Origin of the sequence: Yersinia rohdei ATCC 43380, assembly GCF_000173775.1 — a bacterium.
GTDB lineage: Bacteria > Pseudomonadota > Gammaproteobacteria > Enterobacterales > Enterobacteriaceae > Yersinia > Yersinia rohdei.
Window position 1 is genome coordinate 26334 of the sequence record NZ_ACCD01000011.1, and the last position, 16190, is coordinate 42523.

A 16190-nucleotide genomic window follows, 5' to 3' on the forward strand; every position below is an offset into this window, starting at 1 on the left:
TTATGCTTCCTGATCTTCTAAAGATGGCAGCCCGAGAGCGGGCAATAAATCGGCAAAATGTGCCAATACACAGTCAGGGTGACTGGTGGCAATAGCTTCGCCGTAGTTATATCCATAGGTCAGCCCAATATTTGGGCAACCCGCCGCCTGCGCGGCCATAATGTCATTGCGCGAATCGCCGACAAACAGCATTTCGCGGGCATGTAAGCCGAGCTTAGCTAATAACAGATACAAAGGCGCTGGATGGGGTTTCTTCACGACAACATCGTCGCCGCCAATAATGACGGAGAAATACTGATTAATTCCCAGTGATGTCAGCAGCGGAGCAACAAATGGCGTGGGTTTATTGGTAATCAGCCCCATTGGCAGCCCATGAGCCGCCAGTTGTTCCAGTGTGGCTTTAACCTGTGGGAATAGCTGGCTCCCCTGCTCAACCGTCTGGGCATAATAATGGTCGAACAGCTCGCGCATATGAGCCATCGCCTGTGCATCAGGTTCACGACCCGCCCAACGCAAGGCGCGTTCCACTAAAATATCGGCACCATTACCAATCCAGGTCGAGACTAAATCTTTACCGGCAACCGGCAACCCCAAATGCTGTAACGCCAAATCAATGGCGCTGGCAAGCCCTGGTGCGCTATCAACTAATGTGCCATCCAAGTCGAAAGCCAGGCCACGAATAGAGTCGAACTTAGTCATTGGCAGACATCGCCAATTCACTGCGCATGGCATCAATGACTGTGGCGTAATCAGGTTGATTGAAGATAGCCGAGCCTGCCACGAACATATCCGCACCGGCTGCCGCTATTTGGCGAATATTATCTACTTTCACTCCGCCATCAACTTCCAGACGAATGTCATAACCGCTGTCATCAATGAGTTTGCGCACTTGGCGCAATTTGTTCAGTGTCTCTGGGATGAATGATTGCCCACCAAAGCCGGGGTTCACTGACATCAACAAAATGACATCCAGCTTATCCATCACATACTCAAGATAGCTTAGAGAAGTGGCCGGATTTAACACTAACCCGGCCTTGCAACCACTCTCTTTGATGAGCTGCAAGGTGCGGTCAACATGCTCTGAGGCTTCGGGATGGAATGAGATATAAGTCGCACCCGCGCGGGCAAAATCCGGGATAATGCGGTCAACCGGTTTCACCATCAGGTGCACATCAATAGGTGCGGTAATACCGTAATCACGCAGAGCTTTGCACACCATCGGCCCGAAGGTCAGATTGGGCACGTAATGGTTGTCCATCACATCAAAGTGTACAACATCAGCACCTGCGGCCAGCACCTTAGCAGTGTCTTCACCTAAACGCGCAAAATCAGCTGACAAAATAGACGGGGCAATTAAAAAGTTTTTCATCCGCTTCTCCAAACATGTCTCTTTGTTTTATGAAATATCCGCGCTATCGCAAGCATCTATTTGATAAGTATCAGTTTAATGCACATCCACGTCAGGCTTTCTATTTCATAAATCACGGGGGTTTGAATCTTTACTGAGCGGCGGTTTCCGCGCAGCTATACAGCGCCAAAAGCTCGTTTACTTTACTACGGCCAAGGATATTACGGCTGATAGTACGGCGCGCTTTTACCACATGCAGTGACGCCTGATGATACCAATCGCGCGTCAATTCTGTGTCATGGTTAGAAATTAGGACTGGGATCTTGTTTTCAGCGGATAGCTGGTATGCAAGACGAGCCAAATTTTGTTGATCCGCAAGACCAAAATTATTGGTGTGATATGCCGTAAAATTAGCCGTTGCTGACAATGGCGCATACGGAGGATCGCAATAAACTACCGCCCCATGCACTGCTTTTAATAAGGTTTCCTGATAATGCTCGCAAACAAAAACAGCATTTTTCGATTTTTCAGCAAACCAATACAGTTCAGCTTCCGGGAAATAAGGTTTTTTGTAACGACCAAAAGGCACATTAAATTCACCACTCAAATTATAACGACACAGCCCGTTATAACAATGGCGATTCAAATAGAGAAACAGTAATGCGCGGCGGTAAGCATGGGTGCTGGCGTTAAACTCTTGACGCAGCATGTAAAACTGCTCGGAATTATTGAAATCACCGGTAAATAAAACGCGAGCATCCTGCACAAACTCATCTGTGCGATCCTTCACGATATTATAGAGATTGATAAGGTCGCTGTTGATATCGGCCAGTATGTAAGAGTCATACTCGGTGTTAAGAAACACCGAACCCGCACCGACGAATGGCTCAATCAAGCAGTCTCCCGCAGGAAGATGGCGTCGAATGTCATCTACCAGCGGGTATTTCCCACCAGCCCATTTTAAAAAAGCGCGGTTTTTCTTCATGCCGTCAGTTAGCTACTTAATAATTCAGAGCCGCAGATTGTACTCTGTTTCAAACAGCACATCAGCGCACAAATAAGAATGATTTATTTTTTAAGGTCTTGCTGCACTTGTTGTACAGGTTTAACCCACGGTTTTTTCGCCTGAACATCAGCCGGTAGTGTTGTGATAGCCCTTTTTGCTTCAGCAGAAGAGGCGTAGTTACCACTCACTAAGATGTACCAAGGCTTACCATCACGTTTAGTTTCATACACATGATAGTCAGATAATTTTTGCTGCTTAGCATAGGCATTTAACGTGTCTGAACGTGATGCGCTGCTCAGCTGTAATGTGAAATGGCTGCCAGGGGCGTTTTTCAATGAACTGCTGTTGCCAGTAGAACCCGATTTAGTCACCGCAGATGCCGCAGGAGATACTGCGGTGGTAGGGCGGCTAGCCGGTTGTTTGGCCGTTGCTGTGGCTGGTTTTTGCGCCGGGTGAGAAACAACCTCGCGCGCGGCCGGTACTTTGGCCCCTTTCGTGTTCGACACTGTGGCCGGAGCTGTCGGTAAGGTTGATGTCTGGCCGTCATTCATATTCTGAGACAATGTATCGACCTGCCCCTGTGACTGCGAGAGGGCATCAGACATGTTGCCCGGCAATTCTACACGCTGGGTCGGGCTGTTCGCAGAAGACTGCGGTGCGGCCTCAGTTGGTGTCGGTGAAATTGGCGGCACAGTGATATCTTGTGGCTGAGCCATATTCTTCACACCATTTGCATCATGTGCATCACTGGCGTTATTGGCCACATCGGGTTGTGTGTTATTACCACTAGTGAGTGACGAAGAATCAGACAGATTAATATTTCTCGCCACATCAACATTCGGATTTTGTTGAGATGCCTCATGCTCTGTTGGTGCTTTCAGAGCTGAACCTATGGCAATAATAATCAACAACAGCACTAAAATGCCGATACCAATCATCATATGTTGGCGCGAAACAGCCAACTTAGGCCCGGTCGAAGACTTGCGAGCACGCGTAGGGCGACGGTCACTGGTATCTGGTTTCAGATCGTCTTCCGGCTTTAAATCATCCATCTAAACCCTCCAACTAGAGGCAAAAGCCTACCGCATTTATCACTGCGATCCGGCTGATTGATTTTACTGACTGCAAACAGGCGAGACCGCCCGCTGCAAAGGAATATGATATTCTTATGATACAACATCATAGCGCTTATGAGCATAGAACTTATAAACAAAGATGAACTTATAAACATAGAGTTATAAATTCAGATTTATGAATCTTGTATTTATGCCATTTCCTATCACTGACAATCAGCGATCGACGCCAGCACTATTTCATGTGCAACACCGCCACGAACTTCTGATTTACCTATCGCGGTTGGCAGTACCAGGCGCAACTCACCTGCCAGTACTTTTTTATCCCGCATCATATGGGGCAGATAGGATTCTGGCGTCATTTCTTGCGGCCCACACACTGGCAGACCTGCACGTAAAAGGAGTTTCTTGATACGCTCTACATCACTGGCTGAGAACTGGCCCAATCGATAAGAAGTTTGCGCGGCCATCATCATACCCGCAGCAACGGCTTCCCCATGCAACCAGACGCCATAACCCATTTCGGCCTCAATGGCATGACCATAAGTATGACCCAAATTGAGTAAAGCGCGCATCCCGGTAGTTTCATGTTCATCAGCAGCCACAACATCAGCTTTTAATTCACAGCAACGGCGGATGCAGTAAGCCAACGCGGACATATCCAGTTCCAGCAAAGCATCAATATTTTCTTCTAACCAAACGAAGAAATCGGCGTCAAGGATAATGCCGTATTTGATAACTTCAGCCAACCCGGAAGCAAGTTCACGTGGAGGGAGGGTTTTGAGACAATTAAGGTCAACCACCACCGATGCTGGTTGGTAGAAAGCACCAATCATGTTCTTGCCCAATGGATGGTTCACTGCGGTTTTGCCACCAACAGAGGAATCTACTTGAGAAAGTAAGGTAGTAGGGACTTGAATAAAGCGAACACCGCGCTGATAACAAGCAGCGGCAAAACCGGTCAGGTCGCCTACTACACCGCCGCCTAAGGCGACAAGTGTAGTATCACGACCGTGCGGTTTTTCCAGAAGGGCAGAAAATACCTGCTCCAGGACACTGAGAGATTTATACTGTTCACCATCAGGTAAAATCACCTGATCGACTTTGATGCCGTTTTGTTCCAACACTGCCCGGAGTGAATCCAGGTAGAGTGGAGCAAGTGTTTGGTTAGTCACCAGCATTACCTGGTCACCCGCCTTTAGCGGCTCAAAAGAAGCGGGATCATTAAATAATCCAGCCGCAATCGTGATCGGGTAGCTACGCTCCCCTAACGTGACAGTAATCTTCTCCATGTCGCGCCCAGTAACCTTCTTAACTTACGCCCGCAGGCATTAGTAAAATGCTAAAATCAGTTACTTTCCAGCATGTTGATAATCTGGTTAGCAACAACTTTCGCGCTTTGATCGTCAGTGCGGATGGTGACATCTGCAATTTCTTCGTACAACGGATTACGTTCTTTTGCCAGTGCTTCTAACACTTCACGTGGAGGCGAATCAACCTGCAACAACGGACGTTTTTTGTCACGCTGAGTACGGGCTAACTGCTTCTCGATAGTGGTTTCTAAATACACCACAACGCCACGGGCTGACAAACGGTTACGGGTTTCTCTGGATTTAACAGAGCCACCACCGGTTGCCAGAACAATGCCCTGTTTTTCCGTCAGTTCATTAATCACTTTTTCTTCACGATCGCGGAAACCTTCTTCGCCTTCCACGTCGAATACCCAGCCCACGTCAGCTCCGGTACGTCGCTCAATTTCTTGATCAGAGTCGAAAAACTCCATATTGAGTTGCTGAGCTAACTGACGACCAATAGTGCTTTTGCCGGCACCCATAGGCCCAACCAGAAAGATATTGCGTTTCTCTGCCATGTTTTTGGTATTACTAAGACTATTCGTTAATGATAACCCGCCCCGCCAATCAAATCAGCGGCGGGACCTAAACTGAAACCTCATGAGCGATAGTGCGAGATCAGACGAAAAATTATCTCAGCACATCTGGTAGTTTGGCAACCGAATAAATCGTTGTACACGTCGTGGGAGGGAAACCATACGTTTTTATCGGCGTATCAACGTTATTAAAAACCTCGGAGCTCAATTCGGTAACCCTTGTAAGCTAAATCTGGCGCAGCGTCAAATTTAGAAGCCTCCAATCACACAAAAAGTTGCAGAAAGTCACCAAGATTAGTCTGTTTTCATAAAACAGCCACCTATAAGACTCAAGCGTTGATTAACTTTGGCGTAATGAAAATGACTAACTCTCGCCGACTTTGTTGTTGAGCATCTTGTTTAAACAACACTCCCAACCACGGAATATCGGCCAATACTGGCACTTTATGAACGCCCTGAGTACTTTTTTGTTGGAAAATTCCTCCTAACACAATGGTTTCACCATCATTTACAGTTATTTGGGTTTTTATTTCCTGTTTATCTATTAGTAATGTTTCACTATCGCCACGTTTCATTGCCATTCCGGGCATATTTTGGCTAATTTTCAAGTCTAATGTAATTTTACCATTACGCAGTATTTTTGGTGTCACTTCCATTCCCAATACGGCTTCTTTAAATTCAACAGTAGAAATCCCTTTTTTACCCTTTGAAACAGTATAAGGGATATCCGAACCTTGCTTGATGCTGGCCGTCTGTTGATGTGAGGCCACCAAGTGCGGACTGGCAATAATATCAATTTGGTTTTCTTGCTCCAATGCACTCAATTCAAGCTCCAACAGCCTTCCACCAATGCGAGCGACATTAAATCCGGCACTGATAACACGATTCGGTAACGGCAAATTGACATTAAAATCATTCATTCTGAGCGAGCTATTTTGCTTGGCCTCTCCCATGCCCCAACGTACGCCCAGTTCCTGTAAGTTCTCACGGCTGATAGTCACTATGTGAGCCGCAAGCTGCACTTGCTGCAAGGGTAAATCCATTTCTACCAACCAACTTTGCAACAATGCTAGTGATGCCGGAGTATCACGAATTAATAACGTGTTGGTACGTTTATCTACCACCACACTGCCTAAAGGGGAAAGTACTCCTCCCTCGGCAAGATCTAAACTGTCGGCAACCTGCTCAGCATCAGCATATTGCAAGGCAATGCTTAGGTTACTAAGAGATTCAGGTGCAGCTTTTTGCTGACTACGTTGCCGCTTTTCCTCAAGTTCCTGCTCAGTAAAAACCATCATTACCGCGCCTTCCCGCTCAACTGTTAGCCGGCTCATACGCAACACAGTGGTCAGTGCCTGTTCCCAGGGAATATCCACTAATCTCAAGCTCAGGTTGCCACCAACGCCGGCTGCAATGACTAAATTCAACTGTTGATAATCAGCCAACGCTTGCAGTACCACAGACGCAGGAGCGTCTTGAAACTCCAATGTTACTGGCACACCATTTTGCCAGCTGCAAGCAAGGCACTGAGAAACAGAAAAAAAGGGATTTGTTGGCGGGCGGCCCTAAAAGAGGAATAAAACCAGCCTTTAAGATTAATTGTATCAATATCCATCAGATCAATTCCTTTCAATGCTGATTATTATCAGAAAAGTATTTTGAAGGTTGATGACAAACCGATATTTTCAGTTCCGAGTGAGTCGGCGCCTGCACCTATGGGTGTTTCGGCTACTGACTTAAGCAGCGCCCCCTCGGCACCTTCCCCTGTAATCAATTTTGTCAGCAATCTGTTAGTTTATTTCATCGACAACACCACTGTTCCAGACAATCCCAAACAGGCTCTGTCTGGGTTTACATGCTCTAAACTCACCTGCCGCGAGCTGATGTGAGTAACCTGCCAATATGGCAACAAAGGTGTTCCTGTCACCAGTTTTTGCCACTGCCCTTCAGAGTGCTGCACCCAAGCAGAATGGTACTGGTTACCATGAACAATGCCCTGTAATTGCCAATTGGCGAGTTTTTCTCGGTCATCACCACAAGACTGCGCCGAAATTTGCTGAAAAGGATCGCGCCCATACGCCGCCGATAAGGGCTCAGCACTCACGGTTGGCCCCCATAAAACCGCAATGAGTAGCAATCTCGCTAGCCATAGCACCATTGCCGGCCCTCCTGTGCGGCAACTCATTCACTTCCCTCGGTGAGATATTCTCTCAGGTTTAGCTTCACTATCAGTTCGCGACTATCGCGTTTAATTTCAATTAGCTGCAACTGAGTAGGCGATGAGATAGAAGAGAGTTGGTGAAGCAAGTGGAGCAATCCATAAAAATTAACCCGCAAGCTAACTTGCCACAGCTGGTGGCTGACTGAATGGGTCAGGGCGACTATCTCCGGCTCCAATTGCTGCTGCCAACCAATAACTAACCCACCATAGGGTGCTATCCATTGTCCCACCAAATTAGCCATTGAGACTGGCGGCCATGAGGTGCTTGTTGCTGTTAAGGCTGACAATTTCTGCTGTAGAGAAGAGTGTGATGGCAACTGCGCCAGTGCTAACTTCTGGTATTCAACCTGCTGTTGAAGTTGAATAATTTCATCTACCGCGAGTTGCTGCGGTTGCCATCTGGGGTATAGAACCAAGCTATAGACTATCGCGCCGAGTAACCCCAGCCCCCCTAATTGGTATAAAGCAATTTGCCAACCCGGCCGGTCTATCCAGCGCTGAAGCTGCTTACTCATCATTATTATTCCCTTCATCCTGCCAGCTTGCGTGTACAACAAAGCGGAAATGCCCCTCATCTTGGGTAATTCTTTGTAGGATGACATTAGTCAAAAGAGATAGGCGGCTTAACATTATTAGAAAATCATCAATGGCGGCGTAATCTTGGCAGAAAGCGGAAAAAACCAGCGTATCCTCTTGCGGTATTATGCTAACCAACCAGCAACTCTGCGGTATTTGCTGTGATAACAGCCGCAATAAACTTGAATATCGGCGCGCGGGTTGATGCGCCAGCCGGTAAACCTGCAAGCGCTGCTCGGCATGCTGTAACTGCGCCATCGTCTGTTGCACCTTTTGCTGCTGCTGGCTTAAGGCGATTTGCTGTTGCAGGAGTGCGGCCAAGCGGCCCTGCTGATTGATGTTCATTCTGTGCGATTGCGCCAGTATTGCCCACAGCACAAGGACAAAAACGACACATTGGCACAACCCGATATTGCGCCAAAACCGATAGCGCGCGAGCTGGCGCTCAGTGCGCCATAATGAAAAATTAACCTGATACATCAATAATCTGCCGGTCGTAATGCCAGCCCTCCTGCCAGGGTAAATGCTGCGGGCAACGATGGTAAAGGCGGCTGATAGTGAGTGAATGCAGTAAAAGGTAACCAGGCGATGGTATTTTCAGGCGGAGTTTCTGCCACCGTGCTGCTGTAATACATTTTCAGTGGCGCATCACCCTGCCCGGCATAACGAGAATGAAGCTGCATCAACAAGGTGGAAAGCGGGTTAGCGCCTTTAGACAACAAGGCTGGTGAGTCGCTCTCATCCGCGTCAATCGCCACTACACCAAAATCAAATGGCAGCTCAGCAGAGGAAACCCACAGCCACTCATTCGCCAGCCGGTGCACTAAGTAATACGCCCCGGATAAGCCGGCGGCCGTAGCCATATAGCGCAGGGCGCACGGAGTGATATCAATTATATTTGATGACAAACCGGCCTGCTGCAAACAGGTTTGCCATTGCTGAACTTCTGACTGACGGGCGGCCGTGATGAGCAGCTCATCGCCAGAGGTTGCTCCAGACCGATAATCCAGTGCTAATTCCTGACTATTCACTGGGAATAACCTGCTTGCCGCCGCATTGATAAACCCCTCTCGCTCGGGTTCTCGCAGCCGCCTGTCTGGTGCTTGAAGTGTTTGTTGCAATATGCGCTGCGCGGGTAATGCGATACGTAATGAAATATGTCGTGGTAATTGTTTACGTAATAATTTGAGTTTGTCGCTAACTCTATCTGGCTGTTGTAAAATACCTTCGCGCAACACGCCAGAAGGTAAGGTCTGAGACCACCAATAGCGCAGTTGCCAACCATATCGACGCCTGACAACAGCCAGTGCGCGTATAGCCTCTATTTGAATATCTAGCCCAACCTGCCAATATTGTGAGTACATCTTTACCGACCTCCATGTCGAGAGAGAATAAAAGAACGTATCCATGTTCAGAGCTTGCCTTTATACTACGGCGCGGTTGTTTATAAACTGCCCAATTGACATTGAATGGGAAATCTCAGGTGAAGTTCGTAAAGTATTTTTTGATCCTTGTAGTGTGTTGCATTTTACTGGGAGCAGCCTCGATATTTGGCTTGTACAAATATATTGAGCCGCAGCTGCCCGATGTTGCCACACTGAAAGATGTCCGGCTGCAAACACCTATGTTGGTGTATAGCGCCGAAGGCGAATTGATCGCTCAATTCGGTGAAAAACGCCGTATTCCATTGACACTAAAACAGATTCCACCAGAAATGGTGCATGCGTTTATTGCCACGGAAGATAGCAGATTCTACGAGCATCACGGCGTTGACCCGGTCGGGATCCTGCGCGCGGCGACTATTGCAGTGGTTTCCGGTCATGCCTCTCAGGGGGCCAGTACCATTACCCAGCAATTAGCACGAAACTTCTTCTTAAGCCCGGAACGCACCTTGATGCGAAAAATCAAGGAAGCCTTCCTGGCTATCCGTATTGAACAGTTACTGACGAAAGATGAAATTCTTGAGTTGTACCTGAACAAGATTTATCTGGGCTATCGCGCCTATGGCGTTGGTGCTGCGGCACAGGTTTATTTCGGCAAAGAGGTCAACGAACTGACACTCAGCCAAATGGCCATGATTGCCGGGTTGCCAAAAGCGCCTTCGACCTTCAACCCACTCTATTCACACGACAGGGCTGTTGCCCGCCGTAATGTCGTGTTGTCGCGCATGTTGGATGAAAAATACATCACGCAGGCGCAGTACGACCAAGCGCGCAGTGAAGAGTTGGTTGCCAACTACCATGCGCCTCAAATTGCTTTCTCCGCGCCTTATTTGTCAGAAATGGTACGCCAGGAGATGATTAAGCGTTACGGTGAAAATGCGTATACCGACGGCTATCAGGTCTATACCACTATCACCAAAAAGCTCCAGTTGGCAGCGGTTGATTCCTTGCGCGCCAACGTGTTGGCTTATGACATGCGCCACGGCTATCGCGGCCCATCCAATGTGTTATGGAAAGTGGGTGAAAGCGCCTGGAGCAATGAGCAAATTGTTGATTCGCTGAAAACATTGCCGGTTTATGGCCCGCTGTTACCTGCGGTAGTCACTCAAACCAATGCCGAGCAAGCCACTGCATTATTGGCTGATGGGAGTAGCGTAGCGCTACCTATGGCTGGCATGCGCTGGGCGCGGGCATTTAAATCGGATAATGCACAGGGGCCGATACCGAAAAAAGTGACTGATGTGGTTCAACCAGGTCAGCAGATTTGGGTGCGAAAAGTGGGTGATATTTGGTGGCTGGCACAAGTGCCAGACGTCAACTCCGCTTTAGTTTCTATCGACCCGAACAATGGCGCGATTAAGGCTTTGGTGGGCGGTTTTGACTTTAACCAAAGTAAATTTAACCGTGCTACACAAGCGCTGCGTCAAGTGGGTTCGAATATCAAACCCTTCTTGTATACCGCCGCGATGGATAAAGGTCTGACCTTGGCCACTATCCTCAATGACCTGCCGATTACACGTTGGGATGCTGGTGCGGGCACCGATTGGCGGCCAAAGAACTCGCCACCAACTTATGATGGCCCAATTCGTTTACGCCAAGGTTTAGGCCAATCGAAAAACGTAGTTATGGTGCGAGCAATGCGCGCCATGGGTGTGGATTATGCCGCTGAATACCTGCAACGCTTTGGTTTCCCTGCACAAAATATCGTGCATTCAGAATCATTAGCCTTGGGTTCAGCTTCATTTACACCACTGCAACTGGTGCGTGGCTATGCGGTATTGGCAAACGGCGGCTATTTGGTTGACCCGTATTTTATCGCCAAAATCACGGATGATACCGGTCATGTGCTGTTTGAAGAGAAACCGAAGATTGTCTGTGAAGCGTGTAACTTGCCGGTCATTTACGGTGATACACAACGTTCTGTCACACTGTCTGACGATAGCACTGAAAATGTTGCAACCTCACAGACGAATAATGCCAGTACAGTGCCAATGCCGGAGCTGGAACAAGTAACCCCTGCGGCAACCAAGCTCGATAGTGAATATGCACCGCATGTTATCAGCACACCGCTGGCGTTCCTGATCCGTGATGCATTGAACTCTAACATCTTCGGGGAACCGGGCTGGATGGGCACAGGCTGGCGTGCCGGGCGTGATTTAAAACGCAAGGATATTGGCGGTAAAACCGGCACCACCAACAACTCAAAAGATGCTTGGTTCTCAGGCTATGGCCCGGATACCGTGACCTCAGTCTGGATTGGTTTTGATGACCATCGCCGTGACTTAGGGCGCAGTACAGCATCTGGGGCGATACCAGACCAGATTTCTGGGGCGGAAGGTGGGGCGAAAACGGCCCAGCCGGCTTGGGATGACTTTATGAAAGTCGCTCTTGAAGGGTTACCAGAAAAACCGGTTTCACCACCGCCAGGTATCGTTAGCGTCGTGATTGATAAGCAAACAGGCAAGCTATCCAGTGGCGGGCCAGGCAGCCGCACAGAATACTTTATCGAGGGCACACAGCCCACCGAGTATTCAGTGCATGAGGCCGGAACTACGCTGATGGATAACGGCCAGACTCACGAACTGTTCTGATGATGATGTTGGATTGGTTCTGATAACTGAGTAGTGAAAACAAAGCCGGGGATAACCCCGGCTTTTTATCTTTGGCGGCTCAAGATGAAAATAACCCTGTTTCATTAAAAAATGCCTGCGCCAAAAACAGCGCACTGACATTGCGGGCCTCACAAAAGCCGGGCTCATCAAGTAGCGCCATCATATTCGCAATCGGCCAACGCACCTGTGGTAGAGGCTCAGGTTCATCACCTTCTAAACTTTGTGGATAAAGGCCCCGGGCGATAACAATATTCATTTTGCTGGAGAAATAGGACGGAGCCATAGTTAGCTTTCTGAGATAGTCGAAGTGCTCAGCCCCAAACCCAACCTCTTCCATCAATTCTCGGTTCGCCGCTTCCAACACGTCTTCACCGGGATCAATCAGCCCTTTAGGAAAGCCCAGTTCATACTCTTCAAGGCCAACCGCATATTCGCGGATCAGCAATAAATCATTACCAATAATCGGCACAATCATCACTGCTTCACGGTTCGATGGCCGCATGCGTTCATAAACCCGTTGCACGCCGTTACTGAATTCCAGATCCACCGCCTCGACGGTAAATAAGCGCGAATGGGCAATCGTTTCTATTTTAAGTATTTTAGGTTTTTGCAGGTGTTTCATGATAGCCCCAAATTAAAAACTCACCGCCTATCGGGCGCACACCAAAGTAATTCGGGCCATATTAGGTTACTTAATAAGCCACTTTTTTCTTGTGTGTATCAGCCAGACACTTTATATCGGCATTTATTAGAACTTGATCACATTGTGCGTTAATGAGAACCTTTATCGCAATGTCAGTTAGATATAATTTATCTGTTTTTAACATGGCGACGAGTTTAGTCAAGATTCAACCGGTTAATTTTCACCCCATTTCGGCTCAATACACGTAAATAGTTGTGTTTGAAAATAGGATTATGCTGATATTACCGATGTTTTAGCCTTGCTATTCTTATTAGTCTACGGGCAGTTTCAGAGCACTTGTATTAGGTTATTTGATGAATCCGATAACTCTGCCATATGCCTTTGTACTGTTTTATGCATAAAATAATGCATTTTTTCAAAGAGTTGACGTTAGTCAGGGGCACTCGGATGGGGATGGGATGAGCACGATAGTGTTAATTTTGGCCTTGCTGTTGACTGGTCTTATCGCCGCAGCCTTGCTGTGGTGGTTCCGATCCCGCCGCACTGCCCCCGTAACGGCAACACTGCTGTTCGCAAAACCTATTCACCGCAAACTGACTCAGGAAGAGCGGGTGAATATCGAAAATTACTTGCTCAATCAGCAAGATAAACTTGGCTTCAAGCCCCAATCTACCTTTGATTCCCGCGAACTGGTCAACAGTGGAAAGCTGAGCCTAACATCCCAAAGCGATGATGTTTATTCGGTGACGCGCGCCATAACCCGCTACGGCGTGGCCAGTGACGAACCCAATAAATGGCGTTATTACCTTGATTCCATTGAGATTCACCTACCCGCTTCGTGGGAACAATATATTGCTCAGGATAATGATGTCGAACTTATCCAAACCCAAACGATACCTTTAGTTATTTCCCTCAATGGGCATACGCTTAAAAATCATCAATCAGAGCATACCTATCCGCCTATTTTGGCCTCTGTGGCGCAAAATGCGTCAATTCGTAAGGCTGACAGTGAACATATTGAACTGCTGAATATTCGAAAAGAAACGCCAGAAGAATATGCGTTGCATGGCTCGAATGGTTTAAAAGAAGCGGGCGCGATTTGTGTGGCATTGCTATTGCTGTTTTTCGCTCTGACCGGCCCGGCAGTCACTCTCCCCTGGCTTGTTATTGTGGCAGTTGCGCTAACCGGTTGGGCCTGCTGGAATATGTTCCGCCCATTATCAGAAAAAGATTTACGGGAAGTCCATTGCTTGAGTGGTACGCCAAAGCGCTGGGGGTTGTTCGGCGAATCAAATCAGGGGCAGATGAGCAATATCTCGCTCGGGATTGTCGATTTGATTTATCCCGCTCATTGGGGGCCGTATTTCGCCCATGATCTGGGCAAAAAAACCAATATTGATATCTACCTCAACCGCCAGGTTGTCCGGCAAGGGACGTTTTTGTCTCTGCATGACGAAATGAAAAACTTCCCGTTACAGCGCTGGGGCAAAAATCTGACACTGATGCTTGGCTCACTGTTAGTGCTGGCGCTGTTACTGATTTATGTGCCGCTGGGTTTACCACTGAAATTAAGTGTCGCATGGATACAAGGTGCGCAAAGTCAGCAGGTTACCAGTGTTGATGCGCTGGAAAAAATGCCACTGCGTATTGGCGATATGCTAAAAGCACAGGGCACCGGTATGTGTTATGTTCCGCCGAATACTCAGACTCCGCACAGCTTTGTTTTTACACCTTTTGATTGTTCCGGTATCTATTGGAATAATGCAGCACCCCTGCCGCAGCCTGAATCTGACATCATTGAAAAAGCCGCAGCGCTGGTTTCCACAATCAATCAGCAGCTACACCCTCAGGGCGCAGATGCCAGCATCAATCCACAACTGGCGACGGCCATTGAAAAATCCGGCATGATTTTGCTGGATAACTTTGCCGATATCGTCTTAAAAACCCAGGCATTATGTGGTGGTGATACAGATTGTATCCGCCTGAAGAATGCGTTAGTTAATTTGGGTAATGCTAAGAATTGGCAAGGGCTGGTGAAGCGGGCACAATCTGGCGCATTAAAAGGCATGAATGTGCTGCTGCGCCCTGTCAGCGCCGATACCCTGGAAAGTTTGGTGAAAAATGCCACTTCATCATTTGTTTACCGTGAAACCCATTTGGCGACCGAAGCATTAAACAGCCCACCGCCGGGAGGGTTCCTGATAACCAGCGACGAGGGTAAGCAACTAGTTAGCCACCCGGTGCCCGCGGTGCCAATGTTTGATTACAGTGCGTTAGAGCAGTGGCGCGAGTTACAACGGCTCTCCGGGTTGCTACTCAATACCCCCTTTAAAGCGGAAGGTATCATCACCAACATCACTACCGATGCCAATGGCACACGCCATATCGCATTGCACAGTGAGCCGGATATCATCACTCTCGGGCGCTATTTAGGCACCAGCTCGCTGCTGCTGACGCTGATTGTGTGCTTAGTGGTCAATGCCACGTTGTTAATTCAGCGCATACTCAAAAATCGTAGCCGTATGGATAATATTCAGCGCTACTATGATAATTGCTTTAACCAACCCCTCGCCCCGACATCTTTCCTGCGCTAGCGCGTTTTCGTTTATCATAAGCCTTATTTATTACCACTCTTGTGATTGTGGAGTCGCTATGCCCGCTGAATTTAATTGGCAAGAAATTGATACCGTGCTGCTGGATATGGATGGCACTCTGCTGGATTTAGAGTTCGACAGCCATTTTTGGTTAAAGCAGGTGCCAGAAACACTTAGCCAGCACCGGGGTATCTCGCTGGATCAAGCCCATAAAATTATTCATGATGAATATCTCGCCGTGCAACATACCTTAAATTGGTATTGCTTCGATTATTGGAGTGAGCGGCTGGATTTAGACATTTATGCCATGACCACCCAAGCTGGCAGCCGGGTGCAACTACGCCAGGATACCAAACCATTTTTAGCTGGTTTGCGTGAATGTGGTTTGCAAACAATTTTGCTCACCAATGCCCATCCACACAGCCTTGCGGTAAAAATTGAGCACACCGCCCTCGACCAGCACCTTGATTTATTACTTTCCACCCATACATTTGGTTATCCAAAGGAAGATCAACGACTGTGGCAAGCCGTCACGCAGCACACCGGATTAAACCCGGCCAGAACCTTATTTGTCGATGACAGTGAAACGATTCTGGATGCTGCGCACACCTTTGGTATCCGCTATTGTCTGGGGATAACAAACCCAGACTCCAGCTGTGCTGAGAAAACGTTTCACAACCACCCGGCCATCAATGACTACCGTAAATTGTTGCCCGCATTGCAGTTACGTAGCCAATAGCAGTTACGCAGTTAATCAATTGATGTGGTTATAAACCCGCTCGGCAGG

14 protein-coding genes and 1 pseudogene are annotated in these 16190 nt (G+C 48.0%); 3 read left to right on the top strand and 12 right to left on the bottom strand.

Annotated elements, in window-relative coordinates; genetic code table 11:
- The 11 genes and pseudogenes from YROHD0001_RS08925 to pilM all read right to left on the bottom strand — a co-directional run bounded on the left by YROHD0001_RS08925 (position 1) and on the right by pilM (position 9476).
- Complete coding sequence (locus tag YROHD0001_RS08925; RefSeq protein WP_032816902.1) at positions 1-699, bottom strand: phosphoglycolate phosphatase; 699 nt, start codon at positions 697-699, stop codon at positions 1-3.
- Complete coding sequence (gene rpe, locus YROHD0001_RS08920) at positions 692-1369, bottom strand: ribulose-phosphate 3-epimerase (protein WP_004714698.1); 678 nt, start codon at positions 1367-1369, stop codon at positions 692-694. The genes YROHD0001_RS08925 and rpe overlap by 8 nt, the downstream gene beginning before the upstream one ends.
- A gap of 130 nt (positions 1370-1499) precedes the next feature.
- Positions 1500-2333 carry an adenine-specific DNA-methyltransferase gene (gene dam, locus YROHD0001_RS08915; RefSeq protein ID WP_004714699.1) on the bottom strand — a complete coding sequence of 278 codons (834 nt, stop codon included), beginning with the start codon at positions 2331-2333 and terminating at the stop codon, positions 1500-1502.
- Positions 2334-2416: 83 nt separating this feature from the next.
- On the bottom strand, positions 2417-3406 hold the full coding sequence (locus YROHD0001_RS08910; RefSeq protein WP_004714700.1) for an SPOR domain-containing protein: 990 nt from the start codon (positions 3404-3406) through the stop codon (positions 2417-2419).
- A 227-nt stretch (positions 3407-3633) separates the two neighbouring features.
- On the bottom strand, positions 3634-4719 hold the full coding sequence (gene aroB / locus YROHD0001_RS08905) for a 3-dehydroquinate synthase (protein ID WP_004714701.1): 1086 nt from the start codon (positions 4717-4719) through the stop codon (positions 3634-3636).
- A 56-nt stretch (positions 4720-4775) separates the two neighbouring features.
- Positions 4776-5297 carry a shikimate kinase AroK gene (aroK, locus tag YROHD0001_RS08900; protein ID WP_004391482.1) on the bottom strand — a complete coding sequence of 174 codons (522 nt, stop codon included), beginning with the start codon at positions 5295-5297 and terminating at the stop codon, positions 4776-4778.
- 347 nt (positions 5298-5644) lie between these two features.
- A pseudogene (gene hofQ / locus YROHD0001_RS08895) lies at positions 5645-6853 on the bottom strand (DNA uptake porin HofQ); the annotation flags it as partial.
- Between the two features lie 257 nt (positions 6854-7110).
- Positions 7111-7473 (bottom strand): hypothetical protein, encoded by a 363-nt coding sequence (locus YROHD0001_RS08890; protein WP_004714704.1) that lies wholly within the window; start codon positions 7471-7473, stop codon positions 7111-7113.
- Positions 7474-7496: 23 nt separating this feature from the next.
- A complete protein-coding gene (locus YROHD0001_RS0117900; protein WP_032816932.1) occupies positions 7497-8051 on the bottom strand; it encodes a hypothetical protein in 555 nt (184 codons plus the stop codon).
- Positions 8044-8592, bottom strand: a complete 549-nt coding sequence (locus YROHD0001_RS0117905) for a PilN domain-containing protein (protein WP_032816903.1) — start codon at positions 8590-8592, stop codon at positions 8044-8046. Before YROHD0001_RS0117905 ends, YROHD0001_RS0117900 begins: the two co-directional genes overlap by 8 nt.
- Entirely contained in the window at positions 8592-9476 is an 885-nt protein-coding gene (gene pilM, locus YROHD0001_RS08885) for a type IV pilus biogenesis protein PilM (protein WP_004714707.1), read from the bottom strand. Before pilM ends, YROHD0001_RS0117905 begins: the two co-directional genes overlap by 1 nt.
- 119 nt (positions 9477-9595) lie before the next feature.
- Between pilM and mrcA the strand changes: the two genes are divergently transcribed.
- Positions 9596-12145, top strand: coding sequence for a peptidoglycan glycosyltransferase/peptidoglycan DD-transpeptidase MrcA (gene mrcA, locus YROHD0001_RS08880; RefSeq protein WP_032816905.1), 2550 nt, complete (start codon positions 9596-9598; stop codon positions 12143-12145).
- A 79-nt stretch (positions 12146-12224) separates the two neighbouring features.
- Here mrcA and nudE read toward each other — a convergent pair whose 3' ends face one another.
- A complete protein-coding gene (nudE, locus tag YROHD0001_RS08875; RefSeq protein ID WP_004714709.1) occupies positions 12225-12788 on the bottom strand; it encodes an ADP compounds hydrolase NudE in 564 nt (187 codons plus the stop codon).
- A gap of 479 nt (positions 12789-13267) precedes the next feature.
- Here nudE and YROHD0001_RS08870 point away from each other — a divergent pair, with 479 nt between their 5' ends.
- Positions 13268-15403, top strand: coding sequence for an intracellular growth attenuator family protein (locus tag YROHD0001_RS08870; RefSeq protein WP_032816907.1), 2136 nt, complete (start codon positions 13268-13270; stop codon positions 15401-15403).
- A 58-nt stretch (positions 15404-15461) separates the two neighbouring features.
- Entirely contained in the window at positions 15462-16142 is a 681-nt protein-coding gene (yrfG, locus tag YROHD0001_RS08865) for a GMP/IMP nucleotidase (RefSeq protein ID WP_004714713.1), read from the top strand.
- Positions 16143-16190 lie beyond the last annotated feature (48 nt).